At 64.6% G+C, this 17,888-nt stretch carries 14 protein-coding genes; 4 read left to right on the top strand and 10 right to left on the bottom strand.

Annotation, left to right across the window (positions count from 1 at the left end; all coding sequences use genetic code 11):
- Nucleotide 1: 1 nt before the first annotated feature.
- Together AX724_RS03840 and AX724_RS03845 are read right to left on the bottom strand one after the other, a co-directional pair.
- Nucleotides 2-1,603 (bottom strand): carboxyl transferase domain-containing protein, encoded by a 1,602-nt coding sequence (locus tag AX724_RS03840; RefSeq protein WP_066763732.1) that lies wholly within the window; start codon nt 1,601-1,603, stop codon nt 2-4.
- The gene (locus AX724_RS03845; protein WP_066763733.1) at nt 1,600-2,748 is read right to left on the bottom strand and encodes an isovaleryl-CoA dehydrogenase; all 1,149 of its coding nucleotides are present in this window, start codon (nt 2,746-2,748) and stop codon (nt 1,600-1,602) included. The genes AX724_RS03840 and AX724_RS03845 overlap by 4 nt, the downstream gene beginning before the upstream one ends.
- A 119-nt stretch (nt 2,749-2,867) precedes the next feature.
- On the opposite strand from AX724_RS03845, the gene AX724_RS03850 reads away from it, so the two are divergent.
- From AX724_RS03850 to AX724_RS03860, 3 genes are all read left to right on the top strand, one after another.
- Complete coding sequence (locus tag AX724_RS03850) at nt 2,868-3,740, top strand: LysR family transcriptional regulator (RefSeq protein ID WP_066763737.1); 873 nt, start codon at nt 2,868-2,870, stop codon at nt 3,738-3,740.
- Between the two features lie 76 nt (nt 3,741-3,816).
- Nucleotides 3,817-5,400 carry a Na+/H+ antiporter gene (locus AX724_RS03855; protein WP_066763740.1) on the top strand — a complete coding sequence of 528 codons (1,584 nt, stop codon included), beginning with the start codon at nt 3,817-3,819 and terminating at the stop codon, nt 5,398-5,400.
- A gap of 140 nt (nt 5,401-5,540) precedes the next feature.
- The gene (locus AX724_RS03860; RefSeq protein WP_066763773.1) at nt 5,541-7,544 is read left to right on the top strand and encodes a TonB-dependent receptor; all 2,004 of its coding nucleotides are present in this window, start codon (nt 5,541-5,543) and stop codon (nt 7,542-7,544) included.
- Between the two features lie 36 nt (nt 7,545-7,580).
- Here the strand turns inward: AX724_RS03860 and AX724_RS03865 are convergent, their stop codons facing one another.
- From AX724_RS03865 to AX724_RS23875, 4 genes are all read right to left on the bottom strand, one after another.
- Nucleotides 7,581-7,934: a response regulator gene (locus AX724_RS03865; protein WP_066763742.1), complete on the bottom strand. Its 354-nt coding sequence runs from the start codon at nt 7,932-7,934 to the stop codon at nt 7,581-7,583.
- A complete protein-coding gene (locus tag AX724_RS03870; RefSeq protein WP_066763745.1) occupies nt 7,927-11,346 on the bottom strand; it encodes a chemotaxis protein CheB in 3,420 nt (1,139 codons plus the stop codon). Before AX724_RS03870 ends, AX724_RS03865 begins: the two co-directional genes overlap by 8 nt.
- Nucleotides 11,343-11,903 (bottom strand): PAS domain-containing protein, encoded by a 561-nt coding sequence (locus tag AX724_RS03875; protein ID WP_066763748.1) that lies wholly within the window; start codon nt 11,901-11,903, stop codon nt 11,343-11,345. Before AX724_RS03875 ends, AX724_RS03870 begins: the two co-directional genes overlap by 4 nt.
- A 91-nt stretch (nt 11,904-11,994) precedes the next feature.
- Nucleotides 11,995-12,180 carry a hypothetical protein gene (locus tag AX724_RS23875; RefSeq protein ID WP_066763750.1) on the bottom strand — a complete coding sequence of 62 codons (186 nt, stop codon included), beginning with the start codon at nt 12,178-12,180 and terminating at the stop codon, nt 11,995-11,997.
- 35 nt (nt 12,181-12,215) lie between these two features.
- On the opposite strand from AX724_RS23875, the gene AX724_RS03885 reads away from it, so the two are divergent.
- Complete coding sequence (locus AX724_RS03885; RefSeq protein WP_066763752.1) at nt 12,216-13,232, top strand: hypothetical protein; 1,017 nt, start codon at nt 12,216-12,218, stop codon at nt 13,230-13,232.
- Here the strand turns inward: AX724_RS03885 and AX724_RS03890 are convergent.
- The 4 genes from AX724_RS03890 to AX724_RS03905 form a co-directional block, all read right to left on the bottom strand.
- On the bottom strand, nt 13,229-14,242 hold the full coding sequence (locus AX724_RS03890; protein WP_066763754.1) for a ParB/RepB/Spo0J family partition protein: 1,014 nt from the start codon (nt 14,240-14,242) through the stop codon (nt 13,229-13,231). The genes AX724_RS03885 and AX724_RS03890 overlap by 4 nt on opposite strands.
- A gap of 61 nt (nt 14,243-14,303) precedes the next feature.
- A complete protein-coding gene (locus AX724_RS03895; protein ID WP_066763756.1) occupies nt 14,304-15,506 on the bottom strand; it encodes an AAA family ATPase in 1,203 nt (400 codons plus the stop codon).
- Between the two features lie 309 nt (nt 15,507-15,815).
- Nucleotides 15,816-16,913 (bottom strand): replication initiation protein, encoded by a 1,098-nt coding sequence (locus tag AX724_RS03900; RefSeq protein WP_066763775.1) that lies wholly within the window; start codon nt 16,911-16,913, stop codon nt 15,816-15,818.
- Nucleotides 16,914-17,349: 436 nt separating this feature from the next.
- A complete protein-coding gene (locus tag AX724_RS03905; RefSeq protein ID WP_443018641.1) occupies nt 17,350-17,559 on the bottom strand; it encodes a hypothetical protein in 210 nt (69 codons plus the stop codon).
- Nucleotides 17,560-17,888: the final 329 nt, after the last annotated feature.

Here is a 17,888-nt window from a genome sequence, read left to right on the forward strand (position 1 = left end):
ATTACATCCTGAACACGCCGAACTGGGCGCGCTGCTCGATCGGCGCGTTCAGCGTTGCGGCAAAGGCGAGGCCCAGCACGTCGCGGGTTTGGGCGGGGTCGATGACGCCGTCGTCCCACAGGCGCGCGGTGGCGTAGTAGGGGTTGCCTTCGTCCTCGAAACGCTGGCGGATTGGGGCCTTGAAGGCTTCGGCCTGTTCGGGCGTCCAGCTCGCGGCGTCGCGGTTGACGGTCGCAAGCACGCTTGCCGCCTGTTCGCCACCCATCACCGATATCCGGCTGTTGGGCCAGGTGAAGAGGAATCGCGGACCATAAGCACGCCCGCACATCCCGTAATTGCCCGCGCCGAAGCTGCCACCGATCAGCACGGTGATCTTGGGCACTTGTGCCGTGGCGACGGCGGTCACAAGTTTCGCGCCATTCTTGGCGATGCCCTCCGCCTCATATTTGCCACCGACCATGAAACCGGAGATGTTCTGAAGAAACAGCAAAGGCACGCGCCGCTGGCAGGCGAGTTCGATGAAATGCGCGCCCTTGACCGCGCTTTCGCTGAAGAGGACGCCGTTGTTCGCCAGGATCGCGACCGGCATCCCCCAGATATGGGCGAAGCCGCAGACGAGCGTGGTGCCATAGAGCGCCTTGAACTCGTGAAATTCGCTGCCGTCGACGATGCGGGCGATCACCTCGCGCACGTCATAGGGGGCGCGCACATCCTGCGGCACGATGCCGTAGAGGTCGCTCGCGTCGTAGAGCGGCGGGCGGGGATCGCGCAGGTTGACGTTGGGAGTCAGGTCCGGCTGGAGGGTGGAGACGATGTCGCGCACGATGGTGAGCGCATGATCGTCATTTTCCGCGACATGATCGACCACGCCGGACTTGCGGCCATGAAGGTCGCCGCCGCCCAGATCCTCCGCGCTGATGACTTCGCCCGTCGCCGCCTGCACCAGCGGCGGGCCGGCGAGGAAGATGGTGCCCTGGTTGCGGACGATGACGCTTTCGTCGCACATCGCGGGCACATAGGCCCCGCCCGCCGTGCAACTGCCCATGACGCAGGCGATCTGCGGGATGCCCTGCGCGCTCATTTGTGCCTGATTGTAGAAGATGCGGCCGAAATGATCGCGGTCGGGGAAGACCTCCGCCTGGTTGGGCAGATTCGCGCCGCCTGAATCAACGAGATAGACACAGGGCAGCCGGTTTTCGAGCGCGATTTCCTGAGCGCGCAGATGTTTCTTGACGGTCAGCGGGAAATAGGTGCCGCCCTTCACCGTGGCGTCGTTGCAGGCGATCATCACCTGCCGGCCGGAGACGCGGCCGATGCCGGCGACGATGCCCGCGCCGGGCACGTCGTCGCCATAGAGGCCGTTGGCGGCGAGCTGGCCGACCTCCAGGAAAGGCGAGCCGGGATCGAGCAACCGTTCCACCCTGTCGCGCGGGAGCAGCTTGCCGCGCGCGACATGCTTGTCCCGCGCGCTGTCCGACCCGCCGCGCGCGGCGGCGGCGACCCTGGCGCGCAATTCGTCGGCCAGAGCGCGATTGTGCGCGGCGTTGGCGCGGAACGTCTCGCTGTCGGGCGAGACTTTCGTGTCGAGGGCCGGCCCGCTCATGCGCCGATCAGCTCCCGCCCGATCAGCATCCGCCTGATCTCGTTCGTGCCCGCGCCGATGTCGAGCAGCTTGGCATCGCGCATATAGCGTTCCACCGGCCAGTCCTTCGTATAGCCCGCGCCGCCGAGCGCCTGCACCGCTTCGAGCGCGACCTTCATCGCATTCTCGCTCGCCAGCAGGATCGCGCCCGCCGCGTCGAACCGGGTGGTCCTTCCCGCATCGCACGCCTTCGCCACCGCATAGACATAGGCGCGCGCGCTGTTGAGCGCGACATACATGTCGGCGACCTTGGCCTGCATCAGCTGGAACGCGCCGATGGGCTTGCCGAATTGGCGGCGTTCGCGGACATAGGGCAGCACGACGTCGAGACACGCCTGCATGATCCCGAGCTGGATACCGGCCAGGACGGTGCGCTCATAGTCGAGGCCGCTCATCAGCACCCCCGCGCCTCCGTTCAGCGGGCCCATGATATTCTCCTCCGGCACCTCGCAATCGTCGAACACCAGTTCAGCGGTAGGCGAACCGCGCATCCCGACCTTGTCGATCTTCTGCCCGATGGAGAAGCCCTTCATCTCCTTTTCGACGAGGAAGGTGGTGACGCCCTTGGACCCCTCCCCTGTCTTGGCATAGACGACCAGAGTATCGGCATATGGCGCGTTGGTGATCCAGAACTTCGTGCCGTTGAGGATATAGCGGTCCCCGCGCTTTTCGGCGCGCAGCTTCATGGATATCACGTCCGATCCTGCCCCCGCTTCCGACATGGCGAGGGAGCCGACATGCGCGCCGGAAATCAGCTTGGGCAGATATTTGGCCTTCTGCGCCTCATTGCCCCAGCGGCGGATCTGGTTGACGCACAAATTGGAATGCGCGCCGTAGGAAAGGCCGATGGAGGCGGATGCGCGCGCCACTTCCTCCTGCGCCACGACATGCTCCAGATAGCCGAGGCCAAGCCCGCCCCATTGTTCCTCCACAGTGATGCCATGCAGGCCAAGCGCGCCCATGGCAGGCCAGAGCTGGTCGCGCGGGAACCAGTCCTTCGCGTCGATCTCGGCAGCCAGCGGCGCGATCCGATCGGCGGCGAAGCGCGCCGTGCTTTCCCGGATCATATCGGCGGTTTCACCGAGCGCGAAATCGAAATCGGTCATGGCGTCTCTCCTAATCCGTCCTGTGTAGCCGATCCGACGAGGAAGGAAAAATTGAAGTTCGGGCAAGGACTATATAGATGCTATCTATTCACTGCCTCTGCATGTAGGGCCTGTGGCCGATGCTGGACCGCTATCTGCTCCGCTATTTCCTGGCCGTCGTCGACCAAGGCAATTTCTCGCGCGCGGCGAGCCATTGCAACGTGTCCCAACCCACCCTGTCCGTCGGCATCGCGAAACTGGAAAGGACGGTGGGCGCCCCCTTGTTCATCCGATCCAACCAGCGCGTCGAACTGACCGAGGCGGGCACCCGATTCCTCACCCATGCGCGCCGGATAGAGCGGGCGTTCAATGCGGCGATGCAGGGCATGGGCGTTGGCGACGGGCTGCCGTCCTTTCGCGTGGGGATATTGTCCAGCGTCCCCGGCATCCTCGTTGCCGAGACAGTGGCAGCGACCCGGCCGGGTCGGGACAGCCGGTTCGAGCTGATCTTCGGCAGCGAACGGGAATTGACCGGGCACCTGGCCAAGGGGCGCATCGACGTGGCGCTGACGCTGGTGGGCCGCGGCGGCGACCGCTTCCTGGAAAAGCCAGTGCGTAGCGAAGGCTATGCGCTCGCCATGTCCGCCCGTCATCCGCTGGCCGGCCGCGCGTCGATCAGCGCGGACCGGCTGGGCGGAGAAGTGATGATCGTGCGGCGCCATTGCGAGGCGCTGTCCGAGACCAGCCGCTTCTTCACGGAACGGGGCGTGCGGCCGCATTTCGCGCTGCGGTCCACCAATGACGATCAGGTGATGCAGATGGTGAGCGCGGGCCTTGGCATCACCGTCATGCCGCTCAGCTTCCGTGCGGACGGGATGACGCGCCCGGCGCTGGCGGGGTTCGACCTCGTCCGCACCCTGGGCTGGGCGGCGACGCAAGGCGCGGAACCGATGCTGCATGCCCCTGCCCCCTTCATGCTGGAAATGGAACGGCGGCTGATCGAAAGGACCTGATCCCCGACGTTCGGCGGCCAGGGATGGATCGTGGGCAACGGGAACGCTAAGGGTCTGGAGCAAGGGGGATTGCCGCATGAACGCGCTGCAGATGTTCGAACTGGTGATCGGCATGTTGCTGGCGATCATTCTGCTGCACTTCATCGCGCACAAGCTGGGACTGCCGCCGGCCGTCGCGCTGCTGACGGGGGGCGCGCTCTTCGCCTTCCTGCCTGGTCTGCCGGTCCTGTCGCTCGACCCCGAACTGGTGCTGGTCATATTCCTGCCGCCACTGTTGATGGACGGGGCCTGGTTCATCGCCCTGCGCCACCTGCAACGGCATATGCTGGGCATCGTGGGGCTGGCGGTCGGGGCGGTGATTTTCACAACGGCGGTGGTCGCGCTCGTGGCGCATTGGCTGATCCCCGCCCTTCCCTGGGCGGCCTGCGCCGCGCTGGGAGCCATCGTCTCGCCCCCTGACGCCATATCCGCGCGTGCCGTGTTGCAGCGGGTGAAGTTGCCCAGGCGGCTGGCGATCCTGCTGGAGGGCGAAAGCCTGTTCAATGACGCAAGCGGCCTTGTCCTCTTCCGGTTCGCCGTGGCGGCAGGCGTCACCGGCGCGTTCAGCATGGTCGAAGCGATGGAGAGCTTCGCGCTGCTGGCGATCGGCGGCGCGGTGGTAGGGGCGGCGGTCGGCGCGGCCTGGGTGCTGCTCGCGCCCAGGCTGGACGACAAATATCTGATGATCGCCTCATCGCTGCTTGCCCCCTGGGCGTCCTACCTGCTGGCGGAAAGCGGCCATCTGTCGGGCGTGATCGCGACCGTCACCACCGGCCTTATCTGCGGCTGGTATCAGCATGTCGTCTTTACAGCGACGGTGCGGATGAACGGCACCGCTTTCTGGGCGGTGATGATATTCCTGATGGAAGCATTCGTCTTCCTGCTGATCGGATCCTCGCTGCGCGGCGTGATCGATCGCGTCGGCGGCTTCGACCTGGTGCTGCAGGAGATGACGGGGCCGGTGCTGGCGATCCTGGGTGCGCTGATCGCCGCGCGCTTCCTCTGGGTATTCGGGTCCGACGCGCTGATCATGCTGCTGCGGGCGATGGGCCTCAAGCGATACCACCCGATCGGGCCGCGCGGCGCGACCGTGCTGGCATGGGCGGGCATGCGGGGCGTGGTGACGCTGGCGGTGGCGCTCAGCGTGCCGGAGGATTTCCCCGGCCGCGACTTCATCCTGGTCACCGCCTTCGCCGTCATCATCGGCACGGTGCTGATCCAGGGGATGTCGCTGGGCGCGGTGATCCGGCTGATGCGACTGGAGGAACCCGAAGCGGACCGGCCCCGCATGACGATGAGCGAGGCGGAAGCGGCGATGGCCCGCGCGCAGCTGAAGGTCGTGGAAGTGCATGCCCGCGACGCAGCAGGCACGGTCATCCACCCCCGCCTGCTGGACCGCTATCAGCGCCAGGCCTCCATCGCGACATCCTATGCCGGGCAGGAAGCGCAATTCGCCGATCAGCTGCATGCGCATTTCGACCTGATCCTGAAGGCTGTCGCGGCCGGGCGCAGGGAATTGCTGCGCCTGCACCGCACCGGCGACATCGATGAGGATACGCTGCACGAGTTGGAGCGCGACCTGGACCTGGAGGAATTGAGCGCGCTCGCCGCCAAGTCCTGAGCGCAAGTCGCGGATAACTTGCGTCAATATGCCTCCCACGGCGGCCATGAAACCGGCTTTTCATTTGCAATCCCGATGCAAAATTCCGATGGGGAGGCCACAGAAGAGGGGTTGCCGTGAAAAATCTGTTCTTTCCCGCCATGATGTTGGCCGCGCCCGCCGCTGCGGTCGCCCAGACGCCCGACAGCACCCCGGAAACGGCGATGATCGTGGTGACGGGTGCCGGCCTGCCCCTCCCCCCCGGCACGCCGGCCTATGGATCGGTCGTCATCCCGCGCGAACGGCTGACGGACAGCGCGTCCGGACGGATCGAGAATATATTGAGCGACGTCGCCGGATTTCAGCAGTTCCGCCGGTCGGACAGCCGGTCGTCCAACCCATCCAATCAAGGGGCGACGCTGCGCGCGCTGGGAGGGAACGCGTCCAGCCGAACGCTGGTGCTGCTCGATGGCGTGCCGGTGGCCGATCCCTTCTTCGGCTATATTCCCTTCAGCGCGCTGGTTCCCGACCGCTTGAGCGTGGTGCGGGTGACCCGCGGCGGCGGCATCGGCGCGTTCGGGGCGGGCGCCGTCGCCGGCACCATCGAACTGGCGAGCGCCACGCGCGACCAGTTGCCCGACCTGTCCGCGAGCGCCTTTTACGGCAGCCGGGACGCGACCGAACTTTCGGCCGGCCTGACCCAGGATCTGGGCGGCGGCTATGTGTCGGTTTCGGGCCGGTGGGATCGGGGCGACGGGTTTCAGACGACGCCCAAGGACCAGCGGGTCGCCGCCACCGTGCCGGCCGCCTATGATAGCTGGTCGACCAACCTGCGCGCGGTCGCGCCGCTGTCCGCCACGTCGGAACTGCAGTTCCGCGCCACCCTGTTCGAGGATCGGCGGACGCTGCGCTTCGCCGGCGCGGACAGCATGAGCCAGGGGCAGGACGCCAGTATCCGCTACATCAATCGGGGGGCGTGGCAGGTCGATGCGCTTGCCTATCTTCAGGCGCGCAACTTCTCGAACATCGTCATTTCCTCCAACACCCCGTTCCGCAAGTCGCTGGACCAGCGCAACACGCCATCGACCGGCATTGGCGGCAAGATCGAGCTGCGCCCGCCGGTCGGCGACGCGCATCTGCTGCGGCTGGGCGTCGACACGCGCTATGCGACCGGCGACATGTATGAGGATGCCTATAACGCCAATGTCGCGGCCAACCCGCGCACCTTCCTGCGTCATGCCGGGGGCGAGCAATGGACGCGCGGCATTTTCGTCGAGGATGATTGGACGCCTGAGGCGCTGGGTGGCCGGCTGGTGCTGACCGGCGGGGCGCGCGCCGACCGTTGGTCGATCCGCGGCGGCTTTTACGATCAGGTGAATGCCGCGACCGGCGCGGCGACGGGAACCCGCTTTGCCGACCGGTCGGACTGGGCCTTTTCCGGGCGTGCGGGCCTGCTCTATCATGCGGATGACGCCGTCGCGTTCCGGGCCTCCGCCTATAGCGGGTTTCGCCTGCCCACGCTCAACGAACTTTATCGTCCCTTCGTGGTCTTCCCGATCACCACCCAGGCCAATGATCGGCTGAACCCGGAACAGCTGAAGGGCGCGGAGGCCGGGATCGACCTGACGCCGGCCCCCGGCGTGACGCTGTCTGCAACCGGCTTCTACAACCGGCTGGACGACGCCATCGCCAATGTCACGCTCAGCGCCACCACGCGCCAGCGACGGAATGTCCGGCGGATCGTGGCCAAGGGGATCGAACTGACGGCGGCCGCCCGCGCGGGCGATGTGAGCCTTTCGGCCTCCTACGCCTATAGCGACAGCAGCGTCCGGGCGCCCGGCACCGCGATGGACGGGTTGCGCCCCGCCCAGGTGCCCCGGCATATGGCGAGCGCCACGCTGGCTTATGCGCCGGTGGACGGCCCCTTCCTGTCGGGCACCGTCCGCTATGTCGGGCGGCAATATGAGGATGACCTGCAAAGCGATGTTCTGCCCGATGCGTTGACGGTTGACGCGGTCGCCCGCCTGCCGGTTGGTCGGGGCGTCAGCGTGATCGCGCGGGGCGAAAACCTGTTCGATGAACGGATCGTCACCCGCAATGCGGGTGGATCGATCGATCTTGGCACGCCCCGCACCCTGTGGGTCGGGATCAGTTGGCGAGGTTGAACCTCCAGCGCTCTTGTCGCAGGGGCGAACACGGCATCATTCCTCGAGCAGGTTCGCGATCGTCGCCTTGAGCTTCGAGGGAGAGCAGGGCTTTCCGCAGACGGCAGCGCTGGGATAGCGGGCGCGCAGGATATGCGCGTCGGCGTGGCCCGAATGAAAGACCAGCGGAATGCCGGCCTCCTGCAGCCGGTCGGCAGCCGGATAGACTTCCCCATCCTGCAATTGCACGTCCAGCACCGCGCAGGCGGGGAGCTGCCGGTCGACCGCCTCAAGGGCTTCGGCGACCGAGACATAGGGGCCATCGACGGCAAAGCCCGCCGCCTCGATGATGTCCTGAACATCGAAGGCGACGAGCAGTTCGTCTTCCACGAGCATCACGGTCTTAGTCATCGGAAAGCACCTTGGGCGGCAGATGGATGTCGATGATGAAATCATGGCCTTCGACGGTGCGCGTCACGGCCGCCCCCAGCTGCCGGGACGACGTGTCCACCAGGATGGTGCCGAAACCGGCGCCGTCGGTCAGGGTCACGGGCTGATCCCCCGTCTCGCGCCACTGCATGTCCAGGCCCTGCGCGTCCACCGTCCAGCTTATCGCCAGTTTCCCGCCCGCGTGGCCCAAAGCGCCATATTTCACCGAATTGGTCGCCCATTCATGCAGCATCAGCGCCAGTGGAGAGAGGCAGGATCGTTCGATGCGACAGAGCGGACCCTCGATCATGATTTCGGCATGATCCACATAGGGTGCGACGGTCGTCCGGATCAGTTCGCCAAGGTCGATCGCCTGCAATTCGCCGCTGGGAGACGCCAGCGAATGCGCCCTGCCGAGCGCCGAAATTCTCTCCCGCACGTCCGACGCGAAACTCCGCACCTCCTGATGCGAACGCGCTCCGGCAGAGATCATGCCGCCCACGATCGCGAACAGATTCTTCACGCGATGGTTCATCTCGCGCAGCATCAGTTCGCGAGTTTCCGCCACGCGATATTCGGCCGTCACGTCGATCGACATGCCGACCAGGCGACGGGCCCCATCCTCCTCGACCATCCGGCCAAAGCTCTTGAGCCGGCGCGTTTCGCCGCCATCCATAATGCGATAGCTCGCTTCGAACTCGCCCCCCTTTTCCATGACTTCGGCCCAGGCCGCATCGAAGTCGGCCCGATCATCGGGGTGCATGCGGGCCAGGCGGGCTTCCTCGTCAGTCGATCCGGTTTCCGGCGCAATGCCCAGGATCGCGCGCGCATAATCGTCAATGATCGTCTCTTTCGTATCGACCAGATATTCCCAGACGGCGATGCCTCCTGCCTTGATCGCCATGTCCAGCCGCTCGCGCTCCGCCGCCAGATCCCGCTCCATCGACAACGCCTCTGTGATGTCGGTGAGGACGAGGGTCGCGCCATCCGTGGTGCCCGATTGGGACCGATAGGGGAGCGTGCGGAGCGACAGGGTGCGCTGGCCGTCGCGTGTCGTCACCCGGCGCTGGATGGGCGCGTGGCCGTCCGCGACGGCGCGGGCGTCCTCCAGATAGGCGCCGCCCTCCAGCCTGGTCGACACGTCGCCAAGCGGGCGCCCCCTGTCGCCCGGTTGCAGCGGGAAGAGCGACGTCGCCGCATCGGTGAAGCTGCGGATACGCAGGTCCGCATCCAGCACGATGACGGCAAGATCCGTGGATTCAAAGAAGTTGCGCAGATCGGAATTAGCGACCGTCAGCTGATCGACCTTCGACTTCAGTTCGTCATTGACCGTCGACAGCTCTTCGTTGGTGGACTGGAGCTCCTCGTTCATCGACATCATTTCTTCGTTGGAGCTTTTCAGCTCCTCGTTCGCCGTCTCCAGTTCCTCGACGGTCGAGCGCAGGCGGTGGCGCGTGACCCGCAGTTCGTCCTCCAGCGCGTCGAGATGATCGTCGCCCGAATCCAGTTCGTCGACATCGCCCTCCAGCGCCGGGCGGAAAGGCGCGGTTTCGCGGAATATGAAGAGCAGGGTGCCGTCAGGCAGCGGATCGCATATGACGTCGATCTGCTGCTCGCCATATTCGGAGACAACCCGCACGTCCCGGGCAACGATGCGCTTGCGGTTGTCCCGCCCTTCGCGCAACAGCGGGCCAAGGACATTGCGCAGGCCGCTGCGCGCCAGGCTGATCGCGCTGGATCCGCCGGTGCGCGTGACCGGAAAATCGAAATAGCGCCCCAGCCGACCATAAGCGGCGATGATGCCGCCATCCTGATCCAGCAGCAGGCTGGGCGGCGCGTAGCGATCCACGATGCGGCGGGCAGCCACGGTTTCGTCCGCGCCGCGCCGCGCGCTGTTGCGGAAGCTCGGCGCGTCGGCGCGCGCATGACGGGTCCTCCCGCTGCCCGGAAGATCGATCGGATAGTTGGGCGGACCGGGCGCGCGCCGGAACAGGCGGGCCTGTTGATCGACGACGGGAAACAGATGTTCGAACCGGCCCACGCTTTCCGAAGGGCCAAGGAACAGGAAGCCGTCGGGCAAGATCGCATAATGCAGCAGCGGCATCACCGACTGCTGCAGCCGGTCATCGAAATAGATCAGCAAATTGCGGCAGGACACCAGATCAATGCGCGAAAAAGGCGGATCCTTGACCAGGCTATGGTTGGAAAAGCGGATCATGTCGCGGATCTGCGGCGCGATCACGAAACGCTCCGCGTGCGGAATGACGTAGCGCTCGCGCAAGGCAGGCGGAATGTCCGCAAGCGCTGCTGAGGGATAGGCCCCTTCCCGCGCGATCTGGAGCATCCGCTCGTCTATATCGGTGGCGAAAATCTGGACCGTCGCCGGCGATAGCCCGGCCGCGCTGGCCGCGTCCGCGAACAGCATCGCGATGCTGTAGGCTTCTTCACCCGACGAACAGCCGGGCACCCAGACGCGAATATCCTCGCCTGCGGCTTCGCTGACCAGCGGGTCCACCACCTTCGCGCGCAACAGATCGAACAGCTCGGCATCGCGGAAGAATCGGGTCACGTTGATGAGCAGGTCGCGGAAGAGCGCCTCGCACTCTTCCGCATCCGACTTCACCCGTGCCAGATAAGCGCGCCCGGAATCGATCCCCAGCACATGCATGCGCCGTTCGACCCGGCGGATGAACGTCGTTCGCTTGTAACCGGAAAAGTCGTGCCCGACAGCCATGCGCAGGGCCTTGCACAGATCGTCCACATGGTCGGCTACCAGCGTGGCCTCGACCTCCGGGGCGCTGCTGACCGTGCGATTGAAATAGGCGAACAGGCAATCGAGCATCTCGCCCGGCTGCTTGATATAATCGACCAGGCCCGTGCCCACCGCTGACAGCGGCATGCCGTCATAGCGAGCGCTTTCGGGCTGCTGGACCAGACAGACGCCGCCATGTTCCTTGACCGCGCGCAACCCGGTGGTGCCGTCAGCCCCCGTGCCGGAAAGGATGACGCAGGCCGCGTCGGCCTGCTGATCAGCCGCGAGCGAAATGAAGAAATCGTCGATGGGACGACGCAGGCCGCGCGGCTGGGCGAAATCGGTCAATTCCAGCCTGCCCTGGCGGATGGCAAGGCCATGGCCCGGCGGGATGATATAGACCTTGTCCGCCTCTATGCGCTCGCCCCCTTCGCATTGGAGCACTTCAAGCTCCGTATGGCGATCGAGCAGTTGCGCCAGCATGCTTTCATGATTGGGGTCGAGATGCTGGACGATGACGAAGGCCATGCCCGTGACGCCTCGCGCCGGCGCGAGCATGTCGCGCAACGCCTCCAGCCCCCCGGCCGACGCGCCTATGCCTACGACCGGAAGTCGAGCGGACGATGCAGGGCCGTCGGTCAAAGCAGGTGCTCGCGATCAAGTTGCCCCAGCGTCAATTTGGCCTGCGCGATCGTGGCCGCGGCGTTCGCGATCGTCATCAGCGACCCTTCGATGATGAGCCCGCTGTCGGCCAGCACGGGACTGAGGCCGACGAGAGTTTGCCCGAGGCTCTTGTCATATTCGGCCAGCAGGCCTGGCTGGGTCCGGCTGACATCGAATTGCGAGGCGAAGATGTAGAGAAGCGCGCCGGACTGGGCACGCAGCTTCGTCATGTAAAGCAGATTGACGAAGGGCTGTCCGTCCTTGCGGAAATTGACGATCGGCGTGCGCACATTGGGCCGTCGATCGTCGGCAAGAAATTCCCGAATCTGGCCCCGCGCTTCCTCATTGCGGCTTTCGCCCTGAAGGAACCGGCAGTTGCGGCCGATGATCTCGCCTGCGCCATAGCCCGTCAATTCATGAAAGCGTTGGTTGGTAAGTCGCAGGGCATGATCCCCGTCCGCCGCCCCCAGGGAAAGAGCGACAGTCGACCGTTCGAAATAATCCCTCAGTTCGCCCGGAATGGCGTCAGCGGTCATGGGCTCTCCAAGGACTAGAGCGGCGGCCGGCCAGCAACGCCGACGGCAGCACTTCTCCGAGGCGATACTGACGCGAACCTCGCAACACAAGTCATCCCAAATTGATCTGAATCATTGCAGCGCCAACGCGCAAGCCACTGATTTGTGCCGACCCCGTACCGAAGGGCATATAGAGCGGCGGGAAGGCATGTTCTTTCACACAGGTGCCCATCTGCGATCCTTGGCTTTTACAATGCTGCTCCCTGTCCTGTCCGCTACCGGCATGCACCATCTGCATATAGACTGGAATTTCATTTCGGGATAGTTAGAGGCATGAATGCGTCTTGCCCGGACCTTTCCGACCCGCGATGGACCGACAATCTGGTGAGGGCGCTGGTTGAAGCGAGCGCCCAGATCGCACGGCTGGACGAACGGATTTCAGCCAGTTTGTTGGCTTCATCCTGGCGTTTGCGAGCCAGTTGGATCGGCTATGCCGAGGCGATTGCAGCGGAAGGGAATGAAATCGAGGAAATCGACATTTTTGGGCAGCAATGCGGCGTTCCCCTGCCCTTCCGTGCAACCATGGCAACCACAGCCGATCCCTTGGCCTCTCTTCCCGACTGGCAACGCCGGCTGAACGACAGGCGCAACCGTCACTGGACTGACGGGCTGCATTTTTCCTTTGATCCGCCACCGGGCTGGGCGGACCGGCTGGCATTGCTCCGTGCGCTGGAGTTGCAGGCCCGGCAGGTTCGCCAAGTCCCCGGCGGGCAGCCATGGCTGGACCTTCCGCTTCTTCTGCAACGGTTGGGCGCGACGCGGGCCGCCCTGCCCTGTCTGGTCGCGCCTGACAAACGCTTGAGGATGGGGTTCAGCGCCACGGGCATTCATAGCCGTTATTTGCGAACGCTGACGGCCAGGGCGAAGGATGGCATGGCGGTGCTGGACGCGATGGAAGCTGATCGACGGCGCTTCGCGGCAGGGATTGCCGCGACCACACGCCCCGGACATTTGACCAGCCTTGGCGCGATGCTGATGCAAACCCCCGTCACCAGCCCGACCCGGACGGCCCGCCTGCTGAAGATCGGCGTTTCGGGCGCGGGCAAGCTGCTCAGGCGGGCCGCCGCGCTGGACCTGATCGTTGAAGTCAGCGATCGGCATAATTGGCAGATATATATGAGCCGAGACCTGGCGATCCGGTTCGGCTTTCGCTCAGCGCCCCTGGGCCGTCCTGCTGCTGCCTCGCCCCCTTCTCCCGCGCTGGACGAAGCCTTGCGTCGGTTCGATGCCGAGATGGAGGCGTTCGAGGCGGAGACGGGGCTGGCCGCGAGCGCCGAGGATTCAGGCTAGGCCCAAAGGTCGCGGACCAGCGCCAGCAAAGCCGCTTCGGCCTCCTCTCGCGTGCCGCCGCCCTTGGGGAGGAGGGTCAATGTCATTTGCCTGGGCGTTTGCCTGTCGATCTTGAGGATCGGATTGCCCTCGCGATTGCGCAGGATATTGTCCGATCCTGTCTTCCTGGGGACACCTGTCTTCTTGGGGGCGTCCGCCGCCGCGCCGGCAAGGTCGCGGATGATGTCAACGACGGGCAGCCCCCCTCCCCCCTCTTGCCACTGCCGCGCCAGTTCCGCCGCGCGCGACGTGACCCGTTTGCGCTGGTCGTCCGGCTTCAGCAGCGGTTTCAGCATGGTGACATGCTTGATGCGCAACGCGTGGGGATCGGGAAAGGCGATCATGAGATCATCGGGCAAGCGGGCCAGATCGAGATAGCGGCTGAGCCAGCTTTGCGACACGTTGAGCCGCTCCGCCATGCGCCCCTGATGGCCTTGATAATAGCCCTCGAGCGCCTTCAGATAGTCTCGAGCCCGTTCGATATCCGTAATGTCTTCCCGCGCGCGATTTTCCAGATCGGCGAGGCGGAAAGCCTCTTCGTCGGTCAGCTCGCGCGGTTCGACCAAGAAACGAAATTCGGGATAATTATGGGCCCGCAGCCATGACACCGACCAGTGACGCCGCGCGCCGCATATGATCTCGAAATCATGATCGGCATCGCCCCTCACGCGACGCACGATGGCGGGGACTTCCTGGCGACCCTGCGATTTGAGACTTTCGATGAGGTCTGCGCATCGCTGCTCATTCAATAGAGCATAGTCGCGGTTATGCCCCGCCCACAGCCGGCAGCGCGCAGGATCGACCAGCTCGTGCGTCCGTTGCACGATGGCGCCTGACGCCAGCTGCGCGATCCGGTTCTCTCGCCCCGAAAGGATCGATCCCATCTGGCCCCGAGCGCGGGGCACATCCCCTCCGCCGGGAACGAGTCCGGCCGCCAGCCCCTCAGCAAAACTCTTGTTCTTCCCGCTCATCTCTCATTCCTTTCCTTCGCGGGCGTCCGGGCGCCGCCGCCAATTTTGCACCGGTGCAAAATCAGGCATGTCCTTCCTGACGCAATCGCGCCGCATGGCTGGGCCAGGTCATGCGGATGTCGATCTCCACCTCGGCATTCACGCCATCGAGATAAGTCAGGCAACGCTCCCGCACCGAGCGGCTGGTCAGGGGACCGTCCAGTTCATAGACGCTCATCAAGCGCGCGGTCGCATTGTCGATTTCCGCCGAATCCTTGAGCGGCGTGCGGACGATGTTGTGTCCGTAAAGCGAGCGCATGAGGTTGAGCATTTCCTTCTGCATCGACTTGCCCTCATCGACCTTGGAGGCGACAAATCGCAGGAAGCTGAGCCCGGTCGGGAAGCCCATCTCATGCAGTTGCGCCATCGTCTCCTCCAGCATGCTGAGGAAAGCGGCCGTCGATGAGAAGTCCATCACGGTAGGAGGGACCGGCACGACGAGCGCATTCGCCGCGCGAAGGACGGACAGTGAAATCGCACCCAGGGCTGGCGGCGGATCGATGACGATCACGTCGAAGCGGTCAGCGATGGACTGTATCCCCTCGGCGAGCCGGTTCAGAAGCGTGGACTGGCCCCGCGCCATGCGCCCCGCAAGTTCATATTCCGACTGGAACAAGCGCAAATTGGCCGGGATCAGCTCAAGCTGGTCAAAATGCGTCTTGCGCAAGGCATAGTCGAGCGAACCGATGTCGTCATGGCGAAGGAATGGATAGAGCGTGTCATCCTCTGTCAGGTCGAGATCCGGCACATATCCGAACAGCGTCGTTGCCGACCCCTGACTGTCGCAATCGATGAGGGCGACGCGATAGCCCTGGATCGCGAGATATTGGGCCAGGTGAACCGAGACGGTGGATTTACCCACGCCGCCCTTGAAATTCTGAACCGCGACGACCGTGCAGGGATCGTCGGGCGCGCGCCAGGGGCGGGTGCCGAAAAGGCCGCGCATGTCGTTGAGCTGCGCCAGCGTATAGCCCACCCGCCGTCCGGTTTCGGTGCGCGGAGGCTCGGGAAGGCGACCGTCGCGCTCGGCTTCGCGGATCGCCTGCGTCGTCCTTCCGATCAGCTCGGCTGCTTTCCCGATCGGAAAGGTCGGCTCCCGCCGCTCATTGGCGCGGGCAGCCTGCGCATTGTCGCGCAGCCGTTCCAAAACCGCATTGGACCGCGCGGCAAGATCGGAAACCGCGGCAAAACTCGCGTCGATTTGATCGGCAGGCACGCTTGCCATTTACATCCCCATTTTTGAAACTGGGCATATTATGGTCGCACTTGCGATTTTTTGTCAATGATGAGGCGTTTTTCAAAAGTGGAAAGGCGGGTGCCGCTTGTGTGAAATGGACGCAGGTTCGTGCGCGATCGCGGCGGCTGAGAAGGCCCGGGGCCGGGCGAATGCGCCGGTCATATCCCTCGGGGTCCGGGCGAATCCTGACCAAATGGGGGCGCCTTCTATCGAGGCGCTGATCCACCAGACGTGCGAGCCCGGCAGCCCTGACCAACCGGGGGCGAGATCACCATTTTGCACCGGTGCAAAATGGCATCAGGGCCGGCCCCGCCGCGAAGCATAGCTCTCACAAAAACCCGTCCATGATTGCTTGAGCTTGTTCCCGGACAGGTTCTGCAGCCTTGCGCCCATATGTTCCCGATAGGCGGCAGCGATGAGGTCAATGTCCCATCCTCCACCCTGCACCCGCGCGATATCCCTGAACAAGGGCGTCGGAGCATAATGGAGACTGCCGGGCGGGAATGTCGTCGCCCCGTCCGCCTCACCATCCTGCGAGCGAGACCGGGCGGGGAGGGGGCGTGCCCCTGGATCAGCCGCCGGGCCGACGATGTTTTCCGTCTCGCCGTCTCGCCGGGACCGCCGGCCTGCGGAATGCCGTTCCAGTTCGTCGACCGTCGAAATCTGTTGCGGCGCATCCTTCGCCTGAAAACGTATCTCGATCTCCGCGACGGCCCGCCCCCGGCGCACCTCCTTCCACTCCACCGTGAAGTGAGCGAGCTGATCAATCTCCGCCTTGGCCGTAGTCAGAACCTTCCGGCGCAGCTGGGCAAAATCCTTGTACACGTCAGGATCGATTCCCAGCGCGGCGCGCAGAGCCGTCACGTCCCCCTTCCAGGTCGATTGCCGCCTATGGATGCGAAGCGCCCCCATCTCGTACAGCCGGAGCGCGTAGGTCGACCGAAAGCCCAACACTGCCTGCCGATTGAGCACGGCATAGGTTTCGGATTCCTGGATCAGTCGCCGCGCATCGGGGGTGAATTCCCATTCTATCCACCCTCCTTCATGGCCCTCCTCCTCCACCTCTTCCTTGGACATCTGGATCAGGGGGAAACGCCGGGTCGCCTTGCGCCCGCGCCAGGACGTATCGTCTTCCGCGAACAGCGTGCGGTGAAGTTCCTCCAACATATCGGCGATGCGTTCATTGCCCTTATGCCCGCGGCGAATGTCCGCCTTGCGCATCCTGTGCGGAATGTCGCGCCAGGCGTCCCCCCCCGCGGTCAGGATCATCAGCGCCAGCAATCGAGAGGCCGTCAGGCTGAGCGACTGCCCCTTGATGAAGCGAACCTCAACCAGCTTGCCGGGCTTGGCGAAATCATCATTATCCCGATGCGCGAGCGCTGCGGCGACGCGCATGGCGCGATTGGGCGTCTGGCCGTTCACATCTGCCGAATCGTCTGCCATGATGGGGCGCGAAGATGCCTGACCTGACCTTAGTGGTCAAGTCAGGTCAGGGAAGCGGCAGAGCCCCCATCCGGTCAGGACGCCCCCTGCCTGCGCGGGATGGACGAGGATGCAAAAGCCCCTAACAAGGCGATCCGCGCCGAGGCCCCGACAGGTCAGGACAAGGCCCCCTGGCGGTCAGGGAAGAGCCCCCATCCAGTCAGCTTACATCCCCCGGCAGGTCAGGATAGCCCTCTCCGACTCATGTCATACCCACGATTCGGGGCTCCTGAATCAGAATCTCTTGAATCAGAATGACCGACCGATGGTCGGCAGGTTCTTCAGTAGGAATGGGTTTCAAGCGCCCAGACATGGCCATGGCGATCTGGCTCCCCACCTTTCACCAATTTCAGCTCAGCAACGGATGGGCAATCCGCATATCGTCGAGCAGGCTTTCGATCAGCGCCACGTCGCGCACGCTGCCCGTGGGCGTCACCGACCAGTTACAATGAGGGTGGGTTTCCCGGTCATATAGCCGGATGGCACCGATGGCCTTGCGCCAATGATGTTTGCTCCGGCCATGCTCGCGCAGCAGGCGGGCTAACAGCAGGTCGATCATCTGGTCTCTGGTCATCCGCTTCTTTGGCGGCGGAGCCAAGGCGCGGTCAAGCCAAGTCTGTGCCCAACCAACCCGCGGCAGCGACCGGGACGATCGCGGACCGGGCCAAAAGGCGGTGCCCATAACGCCCGGCGGCGGGGGAGGGGGCATGACGCGTCATCCGCGCTCTCCGCCCTTGGCTTGTCTGAATCAATGTGGGAGGAAGGCCCGCCACCTGATGACATTATGGATAGCCGGAGCGAAGCGCTTGCAGATCAACTGGATGACCTGGCCGGGTCACGTCCGTCAATGAGGTGTAATTTGGGGTGTGGTCACCGGGCTGCATGGTC

It is taken from the genome of Sphingobium sp. CCH11-B1, from assembly GCF_001556865.1.
Lineage (GTDB): Bacteria > Pseudomonadota > Alphaproteobacteria > Sphingomonadales > Sphingomonadaceae > Sphingobium.